Here is an 18014-nt window from a genome sequence, read left to right as displayed (position 1 = left end):
GTCTTACTAGTCAGATACTGACAGCTCCCACAGCAAGGTCCCGCATCAACGGCGCACTCATCGTCGTCGCCTACCATCGACCCTCGTGCCGAGCGACGACGATGAGCGGACCCGCCGGGTCGCCCGACTGATAGCCGTCGTCGCTGGCCTCGCGGGTGTGCTGCTGTGTGGACTGGTCCCGCTGCTGCCGGTCAAGCAGACCACCGCGACGATCCTGTGGCCCCAGGCGCCCACCCCGGACGGGTTCATCACCGACATCACCGCGCCGCTGGTGTCCGGCGCACCGCAGTCCCTCGACGTCTCGATCCCGTGCCAGGCGGTGGCGACACTGCCGGAGGACGGCGGGCTGGTGTTGTCGACGGTGCCGCCCGGCGGCATCGACGCCAGCCGCAACGGACTGTTCGTGCGCGCCACCTCCGACGTCGTCGTGGTGGCGTTCCGCGACTCGGTCGCCGCGGTCGCGCCACGGCCCGCCGTCGAGTCCGGCGCATGCAGCACGCTGCACGTCTGGGCCGACCCAGGTGCGGCGGGCGCTGACTTCATCGGGATCCCCGGCGCCGTCGGAACGCTGGCCGCCGAGAAGAAACCCCAGGTGGCCGGTGTCTTCACCGACCTGCGGATCCCCCCGCAGGAAGGCCTGTCGGCGCGCATCGACGTCGACACCCGATTCATCACCTCACCGACGGTGCTCAAGCTCGCGGCGATGGTGCTCGGCGTGGCGTGCGTCCTGGCGTCGGTGGTGGCACTGGCGCTGCTGGACCGCGCCGGCGGCCGCCGGGTGGCCAGATCGGGCCGCCGGTGGTGGCGCGTCGGGTTCTGGCACTGGGCCGCCGACGTCGGCGTCGTCGGGACCCTGCTGCTGTGGCATCTGATCGGCGCGCTGTCCTCCGACGACGGCTACAACCTCACCATCGCGCGAGTGTCGGCCGACGCCGGCTACACCGCCAACTACTACCGCTTCTTCGGCGCCACCGAGGCGCCGTTCGACTGGTACCAGTCCGTGCTGGCGACGCTGGCATCCGTCAGCACCGCCAGCGTCTGGATGCGGCTGCCCGCGACGGCGGCCGCGATCGGCGCCTGGCTCATCGTCAGCCGATGCGTGCTGCCGCGACTCGGCGGGCGGCTGGCCGCCAACCGGGTGACCGTGTGGACGGGCGGAGCGGTGTTCCTGGCCGCGTGGCTGCCGTTCAACAACGGCCTGCGGCCCGAACCGCTGATCGCGTTCGGCGCCGTCGCGGTGTGGGTGCTCGTCGAGAACGCCGTCGCCACCCGGCGGGTGTGGCCGGCCGCGGTGGCCGTCATGGTCGCGGTGTTCGCGGTGACACTGGCCCCGCAGGGCCTGATCGCGGTGGCCCCGCTGCTCGTCGGGTCCCGCGCGATCGTGCGCACCATCCGGGCGCGCCGGCCGGTCGACGGGGTGCTGGCCCCACTGGCGGCGCTGCTGGCGTCGCTGTCGCTGATCTTCGTCGTGGTGTTCCGAGACCAGACGCTGGCCACTGTCGCCGAGTCCGCGCGCATCAAGTACGTCGTCGGCCCGACTATCGCGTGGTACCAGGACTTCCTGCGGTACTACTTCCTCACCGTCGAGGACAGCGTCGACTCGTCGCTGACCCGGCGGTTCGCGGTGCTGGCGCTGCTGCTGTGCCTGTTCGTGATGCTGACGGTGCTGTTGCGCCGCGGCGGCGTCGCGGGCATGGCGCGCGGGCCGGTGTGGCGGTTGATCGGCTCGACGGCGATCGGCCTGCTGCTGCTGACCTTCACCCCGACCAAATGGGCGGTGCAGTTCGGCGCGTTCGCCGGGCTGGCCGGCGCCCTCGGCGCGGTGACGGCGTTCGCGTTCGCCCGCGTCGGCCTGCACAGCCGCCGCAACCTCACGCTGTACGTCACCGCGCTGCTGTTCGTCCTGGCTTGGGCCACTTCGGGTATCAACGGCTGGTTCTACGTCGGCAACTACGGCGTGCCGTGGTTCGACAAACAACCGGTCATCGCGGGCATCCCGGTGACGGGCATCTTCCTGGTGCTGGCGATCGCTTCGGGCCTGCTCGCTGGTTGGCTGCACTTCCGGATGGACTACGCGGGCCACACCCAGGTCGCCGACACCCGCCGCAACCGGGTGCTGGCGTCGACCCCGCTTCTGGTGGTGGCGACGATCATGGTGGTGCTCGAGGTCGGCTCGATGGCCAAGGGCGCCGTGCAGCGCTATCCCGTCTACACCACCGCCAAGGCCAACGTGTCGGCGCTGAAGTCCGGGCTTTCGGAGACCAGCTGCGCGATGGCCGACGACGTGCTCGTCGAGCCGGACACGAATGCCGGTCTGCTGCAACCTGTTCCGGGTCAGCGGTTCGGCGAGTACGGGCCGCTCGGCGGTGAGGACCCGGTGGGCTTCACCCCCAACGGCGTCAGCGACACCCTCGAACCGCCCGAACCGATCACCGCCAACCCGGGGACGGTGAACTCCGACGGCTCGCCCAACGAACCCAACATCGGCATCGGCTTCGCCGCGGGCACCGGGGGCGGGTACGGGCCCGTCGGGGTGAACGGGTCGCGGGTGTTCCTGCCGTTCGGCCTCGATCCCGACCGGGTGCCGGTGATGGGCAGCTACGACGAGAACACCCTTGCGGCCAAGGTGACTTCGGCGTGGTACCAGCTTCCGCCCCGCTCTCCGGACCGTCCGCTGGTGACGGTCGCTGCGGCAGGCGCGATCTGGTTCTACGAGGAGGACGGCTCGTTCAACTACGGGCAGTCGCTGAAACTGCAGTGGGGTGTGCACGGGCCCGACGGCCGCTACACGCCGCTGGCCGAGGTGCAGCCGATCGACATTGGGCCGGGTCCGCAGAAGGCTTGGCGCAACCTGCGTTTCCCACTGGAGTGGGCGCCGCCGGAGGCCAACGTCGCGCGCATCGTCGCCGACGACCCGAACCTGTCCGAAGACCAGTGGTTCGCGTTCACCCCGCCGCGGGTGCCGGTGCTGCAGACCGCCCAGCAGTTCCTCGGGTCGCAGACGCCGGTGCTGATGGACATCGCGACGGCCGCGAACTTCCCGTGCCAGCGGCCGTTCGCCGAACACCTCGGGGTGGCCGAACTTCCGCAGTACCGCATCCTTCCGAATCTCAAGCAGGTGGTGGTGTCGTCGAACCAGTGGCAATCGGCTCAGGACGGGGGTCCGTTCCTGTTCATCCAGGCGCTGTTGCGCACGGCCACCGTGCCGACGTATCTGCGCGGCGACTGGTACCGCGACTGGGGTTCGATCGAGCGCTATGACCGCGTCGTGCCCGCCTCGCAGGCGCCCGAGGCCGTGATCGAGCAGGGCACCGCCCGGGTGTTCGGGTGGAGCCGTAACGGACCGATCAGGGCGCTGCCATGACCACGACACGGACATCGGGTTCGGACGTGCGGGTCGCGCGCTGGGTGGCCGCGATCGCCGGGCTGCTGGGCTTCGTGCTGTCGGTGGCGACACCGCTGCTGCCGGTCGAGCAGACCACCGCGACGCTGAACTGGCCGCAGGAAGGGCAGCTGAACAGCGTCACCGCGCCGCTGATCACGCAAACCCCGGTGACGATGTCGGTCACGGTGCCGTGCGACGTGGTGCGCTCGCTGCCCCCGCGCGGCGGCGTGGTGCTGGGCACGGCGCCGAAGGACGGCAAACAGGCTGCGCTGCAAGCGCTTTTCGTCACCGTGGGCCCGCAACGCGTCGACATCACCGACCGCAACGTGGTGGTGGCCAGTGTGCCGCGCGCGCGGGTGGCGTCTCCCGAGTGTCAGCGCATCGAGATCACGTCGTCGGAGGAGGGTACGTTCGCCACGTTCGTCGGGCTGACGAAGCCCGACGGCTCAGCGCAGTACAGCGGCTTTCCGGATCCGAACCTGCGCCCGGCGATCGTCGGTGTGTTCACCGACCTGACCGGACCGGCGCCGCCGGGGCTGAGCTTGTCGGCGCAGATCGACACCCGGTTCACCACCGAACCGACGCCGGTGAAGCTGGCCGCGATGCTGCTGGCGATCGTCTCGACGGTGGTCGCGCTGCTGGCGCTGTGGCGGCTGGACCGCATGGACGGCAGGCGGATGCGCCGCTGGATCCCGCAGCGGTGGCGCACCTTCACCGTGACCGACGTGGCCGTGGTCGGCGGGTTCGCGGTGTGGCATGTCATCGGCGCGAACTCGTCGGACGACGGCTACATCCTCGGCATGGCCCGCGTCGCCGGGCACGCCGGGTACATGTCGAACTACTTCCGCTGGTTCGGCAGCCCCGAGGACCCGTTCGGCTGGTACTACAACGTGCTGGCGATGATGACCAGCGTCAGCGACGCCAGCATCTGGATGCGGCTGCCGGACCTTATCTGCGGAATCCTCTGCTGGCTGTTGCTGTCTCGCGAGGTGTTGCCGCGGCTGGGTCCGGCAGTCGCGGCAAGCAAGCCTGCGCTGTGGGCGGCCGGCCTGGTGCTGCTGGCGGCGTGGATGCCGTTCAACAACGGCCTGCGCCCGGAGGGTCAGATCGCCACCGGCGCGCTGATCACCTACGTGCTGATCGAGCGGGCCATCACCTCCGGACGGCTCACCCCGGCCGCATTCGCGATCATCACTGCCGCGTTCACGCTGGGCATCCAGCCGACCGGGCTGATCGCAGTGGCCGCGCTGGTGGCCGGCGGCCGCCCGCTGCTGCGCATCCTGGTGCGGCGCCGCCGCGTGGTCGGCGTCTGGCCGCTGCTGCTGCCGCTGCTCGCTGCGGGCACGGTGATCCTGACCGTCGTCTTCTTCGACCAGACCATCGCGACGGTGTTGGAGGCCACCAGGATTCGCACCGACATCGGCCCGAACCAGGAGTGGTACACCGAGAACCTGCGGTACTACTACCTGATCCTGCCGACCGTCGACGGATCGCTGTCGCGGCGGTTCGGGTTCCTGATCACCGCGCTGTCGCTGTTCGTGTCGATGTTCATCATGCTGCGGCGCGGGCGGGTGCCCGGCGTCGCGCGCGGTCCGGCGTGGCGGTTGATGGGCATCATCTTGGGCACGGTGTTCTTCCTGATGTTCACCCCGACGAAGTGGGTGCACCACTTCGGGCTGTTCGCCGCCGTGGGCGCGGCGATGGCGGCGCTGGCCACCGTGCTGGTGTCACCCGCGGTGCTGAAGTGGTCCCGCAACAGGATGGCGTTCCTGGCCGCGGTGCTGTTCGTGGTCGCGTTGTGCTTCGCCACCACCAACGGCTGGTGGTATGTGTCGAGCTTCGGCGTGCCGTTCAACAACGACATGCCTGAGCTGGGCGGAATCACAATCAGCACAGTCTTTTTCGCGCTGTTCGCGATCGCGGCGCTGTGGGCCGCGTGGCTGCACTTCTCCTCGCGCACCCGCGGGGAGGGGCGCATCGCGCGGGCGTTGACCGCTGCGCCGATCCCGGTGACGGCCGGATTCATGGTGGTGGTGTTCGTCGCGTCGATGGTGATCGGCGTGGTGGGTCAATACCCGACGTACTCGAACGGGTGGGCCAATCTGCGGGCCTTCGCGGGCGGGTGCGCGCTGGCCGACGACGTGCTCGTCGAACCCGACGCCAACGACGGGTTCATGCCGGTGGTGCCCGGCGACTTCGGTCCGCTGGGCCCGTTGGGCGGCGTCGACCCGGCCGGTTTCACCGCCGACGGCGTGCCGGAAAAGATTGTCGCCGAGGCCATTCGGATCAACCTGCCGATGCCGGGCACGGACTACGACTGGGACCAGCCGACGGAGCTGTCCCGGCCGGGTGTGAACGGGTCGACGGTGCCGCTGCCGTACGGGCTGGACCCCGCCCGGGTTCCGGTGGCGGGCAGCTATGTCGAGGGGCAGCAGCAGGAGAGCACGCTGGCGTCGGCGTGGTACGAGCTTCCGCCCGCCGACGACGCGCACCCGCTGGTGGTGGTGACCGCCGCGGGCACGATCACCGGGGACAGCGTGTTCAACGGCCGCACCGAGGGGCAGACCGTTGAGTTGGAGTACGCGACGCGCGGCCCCGACGGCGCGCTGTTGCCCGGTGGCCGGTTGGTGCCCTACGACCTGGGTCCGATCCCGTCGTGGCGCAACCTGCGGTTCCCGCGTGCCGACATTCCCGCTGATGCGGTCGCGGTCCGCGTTGTCGCCGAGGACCGTTCGCTGACGCCGGGCGACTGGGTGGCGGTGACGCCGCCACGGGTGCCGGAGCTGCGCTCGGTGCAGGAGTACGTCGGCTCCGAGCAGCCCGTGCTGATGGACTGGGCGGTCGGGCTGGCGTTCCCGTGTCAGCAACCGATGCTGCACGCCAACGGGGTCACCGACATTCCCAAGTTCCGCATCACCCCGGATTACAACGCCAAGCGCAAGGACACCGACACCTGGCAGGACGGCCTCAACGGCGGGCTGCTCGGGATCTCGGACCTGCTGTTGCGTGCGCACGTGATGGCGACGTATCTGTCGCAGGACTGGGGCCGTGACTGGGGCTCGCTGCGCCGGTTCGAGCCGACGCCGGACTCACGGGACGCGCAACCGGCGACGCTGGACTTCGGCACGCAGACCCACAGCGGCCTGTACAGCCCCGGGCACATCCGAATCAAGCCGTAACCCGTTGCGCGGGCGCGCAGATCCTCTAACCTGAAGCTGTGGACCGCATCCGGATGGGCGCCGCGACGCTCACGCGCGTCGTGGAGTGGCAGGTCGACGGCCTGCCGACGGCGGTGTTCCCACACACCCCGGCAGATGCCTGGCACACATACGCCGACGAGTTCTCTCCGACGTTCTGGACCGATGCCGGATGGCGTATCGCGCTGCAGACCTGGGTGATCGAGGTCGACGGACTGACCGTGATCATCGACACCGGCGCCGGCAACGACAAGTCCCGTCCGCGGATGGCGGTGCTGTCGGACCTGCAGACCGGCTTCCTCGCGTCGCTGCGCAGCGCCGGAGTGGACCCTGCCGACGTCGACGTCGTCGTCAACACCCATCTGCATTTCGACCACGTCGGTTGGAATACGATGCGCGCCAACGGGTCCTGGGTTCCGACGTTCCCGAACGCGCGGTACTTGATACCCGAGCCGGACTATCGCCACTTCGGACCGGACGGCCCCGCGCAAACAACGGCCCCGGATACCGAGGAAGAAGCATCGGTGCAGCAGCACGTGCGAACGGTGTTCGAGGACAGCGTCTCTCCGCTGGGTGACCAAATCGAGTTGTGGTCCGGCGGCCATCGGCTCAGTGAGTCGATGTGGCTGCGGCCGGCGCCGGGTCACACGCAGGGAGCGTCGGTGGTGTGGCTCGACGCCGGCAAGACCGCGGTGTTCGTCGGCGACCTCACCCATTGTCCCGTGCAGATCGTGCGGCCCGGCGACCCGTGCGCCTGGGACGAGGACTTCCACGCCGCGGCCGTCACCCGCACCCGGGTGCTCACCGAGGCGTCCCGCCGCCGAGCCGCCGTGATTCCGGCCCACTATCCCGGCCATGGAGGCGCGACGGTGGTCGCCCGCGGCGACGCGTTCATGATCGACGACTGGCTGGACCTGCCTGCGCTCTAACTGCCGGTGTTGCTCTGCAGGATGTCGTCGTGGCAGTCCAGTCTGCTCTGCCCGGTCTGCTGCATACACACCAACACCGGATGCTCGGTCTCCGACGGGTACACCTGCTCGCCCGGTGCCGCGGTGGCCGTCGGTGCGGAGATCTCCCCGGGATACTTCGACCACAGGCTCGCGCCGGTGCTCGCCAAGCGGGCGCAGTAGGCCGGATCACCGGCTTCGGTGATCCCGGCGGCGCCGAGCGTGGCACAGTTCGCCCCGATCACCACCACCGGCAGCGCGAGGGCATCCGGCGGACCGGTCTGCCCGCGGGTGCGTTCACCGAACACGAAAGCCGCTGCGGCGAGCGCGATCACGGCCAGCACCGCCGCGGCGGACACGGTGACCCACCGCCGTCTCGGCGAGCGTCCCGGCTTCTTCGCATGCCGCGGGCCGGTCGCGGCGGTGGCCAGCATTGTCGGTTCGGATGCGTCGAAGTCGGCCACGCCGAGCCGCTGCGCCAGCGCCCGCGCGAAGTCGATGCAGCGCGCGTACCGCTCCCCCGGTTCCTTCGCCAGCGCCTTGTCGAAAACAGGCCCGAGGCCCGACAATTCGGGCCGCCGGGAGCCGATCGCCGGGGGTGCGGCCGTCAGGTGCTGGCTGATCACCACCGCGGGATTGGAATGCGCGAACGGCGGCGTACCGGTCAGCAGCTGAAAAGCCGTGGCAGCCAACGCGTATTGGTCAGCCCTGCCGTCGATACGCTCACCCTTGAGCTGTTCGGGGGCGGCATACGCGACGGTCCCGACCGTCATGTTCGTTCCGGTGAGCCCGCTGGCGTCGTCACCACGGCGGGCGATCCCGAAGTCGGCCAACATGACCCGCTCGTCGGCGGTATCCGGGTTGGCGATCAGGATGTTGGCGGGCTTGACGTCGCGATGGGTGAGGTTGCGTTGGTGGGCGTAGTCGAGTGCCTCGGCGACCGCGGTGACGATGTTGATCACCAGGTCCGGCGGCATGCCGTCGGGGTGGCGCTGCGCCGCCAACTGCGCGGCGTCGGTGCCCTCGACGTAGTCCATCGCGATCCACAGCTGCCCGTCGACCTCGCCGCGGTCGTGCACCTCGACGATGTGCGGGTGCCACAGGGAGGCGGCGATGTCGGCTTCCCGGTTGAACCGCTCGCGGTACTCGCTGTCCGCGCACACCGTCGTCGAGAGCACCTTCAGCGCGTCCTGGCGCGGCAATCGCGGATGCTGGGCCAGATACACCTCGCCCATTCCACCGGTGCCCAGCGAGCGCAGGATGGTGTAGCCCGCGATTTCCTGGCCCTCGACTAGCGGCATTGCCGCAGTGTAATGGCTCACGAACCGCCGGGGTGACCCCTTTACAGCGGGGTGAGCCCGTGCTTGCGGAGCACTTTCTTGGTGGGCTGCTTGTCACGCAGCAGCCGCAGCGATTTGCGGATGAGCAGCCGCGTCTCGTGTGGCTCGATGACACCGTCGATGTAGCCGCGCTCAGCGGCGATCCACGGCGTGGCCATGTTCAGGTTGTAGCCCTCGATGAAGTCCTGACGGATCTTCTGCACCTCGGGTGCGGTCGGATCCGGGAAGCGCTTGACCAGCAACTGCGCCGCACCTTCGGCGCCGATCACCGCGATGCGCGCGGTCGGCCACGCGAAGTTCAGGTCCGCCGACAGCTGCTTGGACCCCATCACGGCGTAGCCGCCGCCATAGGCCTTGCGCACGATGATCGTCACCTTGGGCACATCGGCCTCGACGATGGCGTTGAAGAAGCGGCCACCGCGCTTGATGATGCCGCGCTTCTCCTCTTCGACCCCCGGCATCGCGCCCGGGGTGTCCACCACGAAGACCAACGGAAGATTGAACGAGTCACAGAACCGGATGAAACCGGCCGCCTTGTCGGACGCCTCATTGCCCACCGCGCCGGACATGTGCATGGGCTGGTTGGCGATCACGCCGACCGGGCGGCCGTCGACCCGGGCGAAGGCGGTGATCATGGACGGGCTGCGCTGCTCGGCGATCTCGAACACATCCCCGTCGTCGAAGATGCGCAGCAGGATCTCGTGCATGTCGTAGGCCATGTTGTCGTTGTCCGGCACGATCGTGTCGAGCTCGTAATCGTGCGGGGTCAGCTCCGGCTCCAGCCCGGGGTTGACGATCGGCGGGTCGTCAAAGGTGTTGGCGGGCAGGAACTCCAGGTAGTCGCGCACGTACTGGTACGCCTCGGCCTCGGAGTTGACCACCTTGTGGATGTTGCCGCGCTCGGCCTGAACGTCGGCGCCGCCGAGTTCGTCGAAGGTGACGTCTTCACCGGTGACGTCCTTGATGACGTCCGGGCCGGTGATGAACATGTAGCCCTGGTCGCGGACCGCGACGACGAGGTCGGTCTGGATGGGCGAGTACACCGCACCGCCCGCGCACTTGCCGAAGATCAGCGAGATCTCGGGCACCAGACCACGCAGCATCTCGTGGCGGCGGCCCAGCTCGGCGTACCACGCCAGTGACGTCACCGCGTCCTGGATCCGGGCGCCCGCCGAGTCGTTGATGCCGATGATCGGGCAGCCGACCATCGCCACCCACTCCATCAGCTTGGCCACCTTGCGGCCGAACATCTCCCCCACCGAACCCTGGAACACGGTCTGGTCGTGGCTGAACACGCCGACCGGCCGGCCGTTGATCCGGGCGTGGCCGGTGACCACGCCGTCGCCGTACAGCGCGTTCGGATCGTTCGGGGTCTTGGCCAGCGCGCCGATCTCCAGGAAGCTGCCCGGGTCGACGAGCGCGTGGATCCGGGCCCGCGCGCTCGGGATGCCCTTCTTCTCGCGCTTGGCGACGGCCTTCTCGCCACCGGGCTCCTTGGCCAGCTCCAGCTTCTCGCGGAGCTCGGCAAGCAGTTCCGCGGTGGTGCGGGTGCGGGTGGGCGGGAGAGATTCGGTCGTCACTTCGCCTGCTTCTCCTCAGACTCGATCCGGGTGATCGCCTCGCTCATATGCGCGCCGACCTTCGCAATGTACGGCTCGTCGATCGCCTGGATGTGCTCACCCCCGATCGGCACGACCTCCAGCTCGGAGACGAACTCGCCCCAGCCGCCGTCGGGCTTGCGGGTGGCGTAGCGCGGCTCAAAGTAGATCGCGTCGTCGTGGTAGCGGTCGGCCATGTACAGCGTCACCTTGCCGTCGTACGGCTTGATTTCGGCGGTGTCGATGGCCCGCTGATCCAGGTACGACGTGCGCTGGTGCTCGATGATGCCGCCGGGGATCTGCACCCCGCTCTGGCTCACGACGTCGAGGACGAACTTCACCTGGCCCTCGTCGTCGAGCTTCTCGAGTTCCTCGTAGGGGATCTCGGGCACCTCCACGTTGAACGTGCGCTCGGCGAACCGCGCGTAGCGGTCCCAGCGGGCGCGGGTCTCCTCCTGCGTCTGCGGGATCTCCTCGCCGGCGCGCACCGCGTCGATGAGCCCGACGAACCGCACGTCGGCGCCGGCGTCCTTGAGCCCGATCGCGCACGCGTAGGCCAGCACACCGCCCAGCGACCAGCCGGCCAGGATGAACGGGCGATCGCCGTTGAGCTCCAACAGCTTCGGCACGTACTCGCGCGCCCGCTCCTCGATCGAGCCCTCGACGCGCTCGATGCCGTACATCGGCGTCTCCGGCGGAAGCCGCTTGAGCAGCGGCTCGTAGACGACGGTGGAACCACCCGCGGCGTGGAACACGAACACCGGGATGTGGTCGGAACCTTCCTGCGGCGCACGGATGGTCCGCACGAAGCCGTCGATCTTGCCGCCCTCGAGGTACTCGCGGACGGTGGTCGACAGGTCCTCGATCGTCTTGGCGCCGCGGACGTCGTCGACGGTGACGGTGCCCTCGTCGACGCGCTCGGTCAGCCGCTCGGCGATCTTGGTCGCGGTGGCCTCGTCGATGTCAGGCAGCTCGTTGAAAATGCCGCCCGGTGACTTGCCGGTGACGATCGCCCAGGTCGCGAACGTGACCCGTTCGGCGGCGTCGCGCGGCGGCACGTCGGCGCCCAGCGCCTCGGTGACCGCCTCCTGGCTCAGCACCTTGGCGGCAGCCGCAACCGTCGACTGCGACGGAGCGGCGGCGGCCGCGACATCCGGCCTGGGCCCGCTCGGATCGGTCGGCGGAGCCGGGATCGACGGCCCGCTCGGGTCCGTCGGCGGCGCCGGGATATCGGAGGACTGGGTCGACGGCTCGGCCTGCGGATCCGGCGCCGGGGCGCCGACTGTGGCTGGGCTGGCGCCGCTGAGCACCTCGGCCCGGCCCTTGGCATCGTCGGCCTGGGTGCCCAGCGGGTGGCCGGCCTCGGCCAGCTTCTCCTCGAGCTCGGCCACGGTGCTCGCCCCGCCCATCAGCTCGGCCTGCGCGGCGGCGATCTCCTCAGGCGTCATGCCCTTCTGGTGCTCGGCAAGCTGGGCGACCTCGTCGCGGTGCTCGATCGCGTACTCGATCAGCTTCTCCACCGCGTACAGGTTCGCGTCACGCACCGCGGTCAGCTGGATCGGCGGCATGTCGAAGTCGTACTCGACGCGGTTCTTGATCCGCACCGCCATCAGCGAGTCGAGGCCCAGCTCGATCAGCGGCACCTCCCACGGCAGGTCCTCGGGCTCGTAACCCATGGCGCCGCCGACGATCGCGCCGAGCCGGTCGTGGATGGTCTCCCCCGAGTCGGGTGACCACTTCGCGAAGCCTGCGGCCAGGCCGGCGCCTGCGGTCAGGTTGTCCTGCAGGATCTCCGCGTCGTCCTCTTCGGGTTCGGCGGGAGCGGCCGAAACTCCCCTGAGCTCCGCTCGTGGGCCCTGTTCGGCGACAGTCGCTCCGGTCGCGACGGCGACGGGGAGCGCGCCCGCGGCGCCGTTGCGGCTGACCACCGCGTCGTACACCAGGGTGAACGACTCGTCGATGCGGGCGTGCACCTGCACGCTGGCGCCGCCGGGGTGGCGGGTCAGCGTGGTCACCAGCCGCGCACCCTCACCGGGCACGGCACGCTGCTCGGAGGCGACCAGCTTGGCGTCCGGAAGGACCTGCGCCGCAGCGGCTTTCACCAGCGCGGCGAGATCCGGCTCGCCCTTGGGCTCGAACTCCCAGACGTGCCTGCCGTCCGGGGTGGCGACGTGGTTGCCCGGCATGACGATCGAGCTGTCACCGGTGAACCGGGCATCGAGCCAGTGCGGCTTGCGCTTGAACCGGGTCGGGGGGATGTGGGCGAACTCTGCCCCGGCGGAACGTCGGGGAAACAGGGTCCGGAAGTCGAGGTCGTGGCCGTGCACGTACAGCTGCGCCATCGCGGTCGTCATCGAGTCGACCTCGTCCTGCTTGCGCGCCAGCGTGGCGATCAGCTGCGCGTCGTGCAGCCCGGCCGCCGCGGTGGTGAGGCCGACCTGCATGAGCGCCACCGGGTTCGGCGCCAGCTCCAGGAACGTGGTGTGCCCGTTGTCGACGGCGTTGCGGATGCCGTGGGTGAAGTAGACGCTGTGCCGCAGCCCCTTCTTCCAGTAGTCGACGTCGTGGATCGTCTCGCCGGGCCGCAGGTACCGACCCTCGTGCACCGTCGAGAAGTACCCGATCGTGGTCGGGTGCGGTTCGATGCCGACCAGTTCGGCGGCCAGCTCGCCGAGCAGCGGGTCCATCTGCGAGGTGTGGCTGGCGCCCTTGGTCTGCATCTTGCGGGCGAACTTGCCCTCGGACTCGGCGCGCTCGATGATCGCGTCGACCTGGTCGGGCGGGCCGCCGATGACGGTCTGCGTCGGCGCGGCGTACACACACACCTCGAGATCCTTGAAATCGGCGAAGACGGTTTCGATCTCGTCGGCCGAGTACTCGACCAGCGCCATCAACCGGATCCACTCGCCGAACAACATCGCCTCGCCCTCACCCATCAGGTGAGCGCGTGCACAGATGGCCCGGGTGGCGTCCTGAAGCGACAGGCCGCCGGCGAAGTACGCCGCGGCCGCCTCACCGAGCGACTGGCCCACCACCGCAGCGGGTTTGGCGCCGTGGTGCTTGAGCAGCTCACCGAGCGCGATCTGCAGGGCGAAGATCACCGTCTGGACGACCTCGATGGGGTACTCGCAGGTCTCGTTGGTGTAGTCGATCGCGTCGTCGAGGATCAGTTCGACGATCGAGTAGCCGCGCTCGTCCTGGATGAGGGCGTCGACCTTGTTGATCCACTCGGCGAAGACCTCGTTGCGCAGATACAGGTTCTTGCCCATCTTGCGGTGCTGGGCGCCGAATCCGGCCAGCACCCACACCGGGCCGTTGGAGACGGGACCGTCGGCGGAGAACACGTTCGGGCTCTGCTTGCCCTCGGCGACCGCGCGCAGACCCTTGACGGCCTCGTCGTGATCGTGGGCCAGCACCACCGCGCGCGACCGGCCGTGGTTGCGCCGCGACAGCGAGCGCCCGATCGACTCCAGCGACGACGCCCGGCCCTCCGGGCTGTCGATCCAGTCGGCCAACTCGGCGGCGGTCGCCTTCTTGCGCGAGGTCAGGAAGCCGGAAACCGCCAGCGGCACAACGGGTGTCGGCTGTTCGCCGGACTCCAGTTCCTCGCGGGCGACCTCGAGCAGGCGCAGCGCCTCGTCGGTCAGGCCGGGCAGTTCGGGCTCGTCGTCCAGCGCGGCGGGCGGACGGTCGAGACCGTCGTCGTCATCGTCGTCGACAAATTCGCCGTACTCGTCCATCCGGACCCCGCCGACATAGACGGCGGTGGCTTCCGCAGGCGCGGCGGTCGCCTCGACGACCTCCTCCTGCGGTTCGGGTTCGACGAGATCGCTGTCCAGCACCTCGCGCAGCACCAGGTGCGCGTTGGCGCCGCCGAAGCCAAACCCGGACACACCGGCGATCGCGCGCCCGCTGTAGCGCGGCCAATCGGTGACGGTGTCGGCGACCTTGAGCCGGATCGCCTCGAAGTCGATGTAGGGGTTGGGACCCGTGTAATTGATCGACGGCGGGATCTTGTCGTTCTTGAGCGCGAGCGCCATCTTCGCCAGGCTCGCCGCACCGGCGGCCGACTCGAGGTGTCCCACATTGGATTTCACCGCGCCCAGCAACGCGGGCCGATCCGCGGGCCTGCCGCGGCCGATGACGCGACCCAGCGCATCGGCCTCGATCGGGTCGCCGAGGATGGTGCCGGTGCCGTGCGCCTCGACGTAGTCGACGTCGCGCGGGTTGATGCCGGCGTCCTTGTAGGCCTTGCGCAGCACCTCGGCCTGCGCGTCGGGGTTCGGCGCCAGCATGCCGTTGGAGCGGCCGTCGTGGTTGACCGCGCTGCCGGCGATCACCGCGAAGATCTCGTCGCCGTCGCGGCGGGCGTCGGCCAGGCGCTTGAGCACCAGCATGCCGCCACCCTCGGACCGGGCGTACCCGTCGGCGTCCTGGGAGAAGGACTTGATCCGGCCGTCCGGCGCGAGCACGCCGCCGACCTCGTCGAAGCCGATCGTCACCAGCGGGGTGATCATCGCGTTGACGCCGCCGATCACCGCGACGTCGGCCTCACCGGCGCGCAGCGCCGCGACACCCTGGTGCGCGGCGACCAACGAACTCGAGCACGCGGTGTCGATCGCCATCGAGGGACCGCGGAAGTCGTAGAAGTACGACACCCGGTTGGCGATGATCGAGCTGCTGGTGCCGGTGATCGCGTACGGGTGGGCCACCGTCGGGTCGGACACGGCCAGGAACTGGTAGTCGTTGTTCGACGCACCGATGTAGACGCCGACCTTCTCACCGCGCAGGCTCGAGGCCGGGATGCGGGCGTGTTCGAGTGCCTCCCAGGTCAATTCGAGCGCCATCCGCTGCTGCGGATCGATGTTGTCGGCTTCCATCTTCGACAGCGCGAAGAACTCGGCGTCGAAGCCCTTGATGTCGGACAGGTAGCCGCCGCGGGTGCGCGCCTTGGCGACGCGCTCGGCGATGCGCGGCTCGGCGAGGAATTCCTCCCACCGGCCCTCGGGCAGGTCGGTGATCGCGTCGCGGCCCTCCAGCAGCGCCTGCCACGTCTCGTCGGCGGTGTTCATGTCGCCGGGGAACCGGGTGGCGATGCCCACAATGGCTATGTTCGCGATGTCCTCATCGGCTTCGCGGGACCAGTCCTCGTCGTCGACGTCGCCGACCTCGAGTTCGGGCTCACCTTCGATGATGACCGTCGCCAACGACTCGATGGTCGGATGGCGGAACGCGACCGTCGCGGTCAGCGTCACACCGGTGAGGTCCTCGATGTCGCTGGCCATCGCGACCGCGTCGCGCGACGACAGGCCGAGCTCGACCATCGGCGTGGACTCGTTGATGGCCTCGGCGGACTGACCGGTGGCGTTGGCGATCCAGTTGCGCAACCACTCGCGCATCTCGGCGACCGTCATGTCGGATTTCGGTGCCGTCAGCGGCTTTTCGGGCGCCAGCTGGATCTCGTCGCCGGCCGGCAGTTCGGGTTGCTGCGAATCGTCTTGTGTGTCAGCCATATTCCCTGAGGTTCTAGTCAGTCTCGTCGGGGAACGCGTTCGCGATCTTCCCGCTGCGCAGACTGCCGTCGAGGTAGGCCGACCGGCAGGCGCGCCGGCCGATCTTGCCGCTGGAGGTCCGCGGGATCGCACCGGCCGGGGTCAACAGCACGTCGCGAACGGTGACGCCGTGCCGCACCGCGATCGCGGCGCGGATGTCGTCGGCGATGGGGCCCATGTCGAGCTTGTGGGCACCGGGGGCACGCTCACCGACGATCACCAGCTGCTCGGAGGTGTCCGACGGGTCGCGCTTGAGGCCGGAGTGGGCGTTTTCGAAGACCTCGTCGGGCAGCTGATTGGCCGGCACCGAGAACGCGGCGACGAACCCGGTGCGCAACGCCTTGGTGGCCTCCTGCGCCGAGTACTCCAGGTCCTGCGGGTAGTGGTTGCGGCCGTCGATGATCACCAGATCCTTGGTGCGACCGGTGATGTAGAGCTCGCCGTCGTAGTAGGCGCCCAGGTCGCCGGTGCGCACCCAGGTCGCGTCGTCGGCGGCGCCTTCGGCGTGCGACGGGTTGGTCCGCGACTTGAGGATGTTCTGGAACGTCTCGCGGGTGGCTTCCTCTTTACCCCAGTAGCCGGTGCCCATGTTCTGGCCGCTGATCCAGATCTCGCCGATCTGGCCGTCGGGCAGCTCGGTGGCCGACTCGTGGTCGACGATGACGGCCCACTCCGCGACGCCGATCTTGCCTGCGCCGGCCTGCGGCACCGCCTTGGGCGAGTCGTCGGGCACCGGCACGAAGCGGCCGGCGTTGAGCTCGTCGCGGTCCACCGCGGTGATCCGGGGCTCGGCGTCCATCGGGGTGGTCGACACGAACAGCGTCGCCTCGGCCAGGCCGTAGGACGGTTTGATGGCCTGGGGCTTGAAGCCGAACGGGCCGAACGCCTCGTTGAACCGGTGCACGGTGGCCGCCGAGATCGGCTCGCTGCCGTTGAGGATGCACTTGACGTTGGACAGGTCCATCGGCGGTTCGCCGTCTTTGGGCACCCCGCGCGCGGCGGCGTGGTCGAACGCGAAGTTCGGGGCCACCGAGATGGTGCCGCCGGTGTCGCCTTCCTTGCGGGCGAGTTCGCGGATCCACCGGCCGGGCCGACGGACGAACGCCGCGGGGGTCATGAACGTCACGTAGTGGCCGATCATCGGCGACAGCAGCACCGTGATCAGGCCCATGTCGTGGAAGAACGGCAGCCAGGACACCCCGCGGTCGCCCTCTTCGCCTTCGAGGGCCTCGATCACCTGCACCACGTTGGTGGCCAGGTTCAGGTGGGTGATCTGCACGCCGGTCGGGATGCGGGTCGAACCCGAGGTGTACTGCAGATAGGCGATGGTGTCGTGCTCGACGTCGACCGGCACCCAGGTGGCGCCGACCTCGTTGGGGACCGCGTCGACGGCGATGACGCGCGGGCGGTCCTTGGCGGGGCGGGTGCGGAAGAACTTGCGCACGCCCTCGGCCGCCTCGGTGGTGGTCAGGATCGCCGAGGGATGGCAGTCGTCGAGCACCGCGTGCAGGCGGCCGACGTGGCCGGGTTCGTTAGGGTCGAACAGCGGCACCGCGATACGGCCGGAGTACAGGGTGCCAAAGAACGCGACGAGGTACTCGAGGTTCTGCGGGCACAGGATCGCGACGCGGTCCCCGGGCTGGGTGACCTGCTGCAGACGCGCGCCGACCGCGCGGTTGCGGGCGCCGAAGTCGGCCCAGCGCAGGTCGCGGGCGACGCCGTCGCGCTCGGTGGAGAAGTCGATGAAGCGGTAGGCGAGTTTGTCCCCACGCACCTTCGCCCATCGTTCGACGTGTTTGACCAGGCTTCCGTTGTCGGGAAACTTGATCAGACCGTCCTTGATGAACGGGTTATGGAACCCCATCGCACTCTCCTGTCAACGGCACTCGCTTCTCGATGCCGACTCGCACATGATCCCCGACGCGCCCCCCGAACCCGACGATCCTACCGGCCGGCTCTCCGCCACTGCTCTTAGTTATTTCTTAATGTTAAGTG

7 protein-coding genes are annotated in these 18014 nt (G+C 69.3%); 3 read left to right on the top strand and 4 right to left on the bottom strand.

Annotated elements, in window-relative coordinates:
* The first annotated feature begins 85 nt into the window (after positions 1–85).
* The 3 genes from BLW81_RS07985 to BLW81_RS07975 are packed head-to-tail and all read left to right on the top strand — an operon-like array spanning position 86 to position 7511.
* Positions 86–3364 carry an arabinosyltransferase domain-containing protein gene (locus BLW81_RS07985; protein WP_083406725.1) on the top strand — a complete coding sequence of 1093 codons (3279 nt, stop codon included), beginning with the start codon at positions 86–88 and terminating at the stop codon, positions 3362–3364.
* Complete coding sequence (locus tag BLW81_RS07980) at positions 3361–6564, top strand: arabinosyltransferase domain-containing protein (protein WP_083406724.1); 3204 nt, start codon at positions 3361–3363, stop codon at positions 6562–6564. Before BLW81_RS07985 ends, BLW81_RS07980 begins: the two co-directional genes overlap by 4 nt.
* A gap of 38 nt (positions 6565–6602) precedes the next feature.
* Positions 6603–7511 (top strand): MBL fold metallo-hydrolase, encoded by a 909-nt coding sequence (locus BLW81_RS07975; protein WP_235632215.1) that lies wholly within the window; start codon positions 6603–6605, stop codon positions 7509–7511.
* Here the strand turns inward: BLW81_RS07975 and BLW81_RS07970 are convergent.
* The 4 genes from BLW81_RS07970 to fadD32 are packed head-to-tail and all read right to left on the bottom strand — an operon-like array spanning position 7508 to position 17883.
* A complete protein-coding gene (locus tag BLW81_RS07970; protein WP_083406723.1) occupies positions 7508–8830 on the bottom strand; it encodes a serine/threonine-protein kinase in 1323 nt (440 codons plus the stop codon). The two genes, BLW81_RS07975 and BLW81_RS07970, sit on opposite strands and share 4 nt — an antisense overlap.
* Before the next feature lie 41 nt (positions 8831–8871).
* Positions 8872–10449 carry an acyl-CoA carboxylase subunit beta gene (locus BLW81_RS07965; protein ID WP_083406722.1) on the bottom strand — a complete coding sequence of 526 codons (1578 nt, stop codon included), beginning with the start codon at positions 10447–10449 and terminating at the stop codon, positions 8872–8874.
* Complete coding sequence (pks13, locus tag BLW81_RS07960) at positions 10446–15980, bottom strand: polyketide synthase Pks13 (protein WP_083406721.1); 5535 nt, start codon at positions 15978–15980, stop codon at positions 10446–10448. The genes BLW81_RS07965 and pks13 overlap by 4 nt, the downstream gene beginning before the upstream one ends.
* A 13-nt stretch (positions 15981–15993) precedes the next feature.
* Positions 15994–17883, bottom strand: coding sequence for a long-chain-fatty-acid--AMP ligase FadD32 (fadD32, locus tag BLW81_RS07955; RefSeq protein WP_083406720.1), 1890 nt, complete (start codon positions 17881–17883; stop codon positions 15994–15996).
* Positions 17884–18014: the final 131 nt, after the last annotated feature.

This window comes from Mycolicibacterium rutilum (assembly GCF_900108565.1).
Lineage (GTDB): Bacteria > Actinomycetota > Actinomycetes > Mycobacteriales > Mycobacteriaceae > Mycobacterium > Mycobacterium rutilum.
Note: the sequence above shows the minus strand (reverse complement) of the source record. Positions and strands in the feature narration are given on the sequence as shown.

Bases quoted from the DNA above. Each gene is read 5' to 3' on its own strand.
- BLW81_RS07980 (WP_083406724.1), top strand. From the start codon at position 3,361: ATGACCACGACACGGACATCGGGTTCGGACGTGCGGGTCGCGCGCTGG.
- pks13 (WP_083406721.1), bottom strand. From the start codon at position 15,980: ATGGCTGACACACAAGACGATTCGCAGCAACCCGAACTGCCGGCCGGC.
- BLW81_RS07970 (WP_083406723.1), bottom strand. From the start codon at position 8,830: ATGCCGCTAGTCGAGGGCCAGGAAATCGCGGGCTACACCATCCTGCGC.
- fadD32 (WP_083406720.1), bottom strand. From the start codon at position 17,883: ATGGGGTTCCATAACCCGTTCATCAAGGACGGTCTGATCAAGTTTCCC.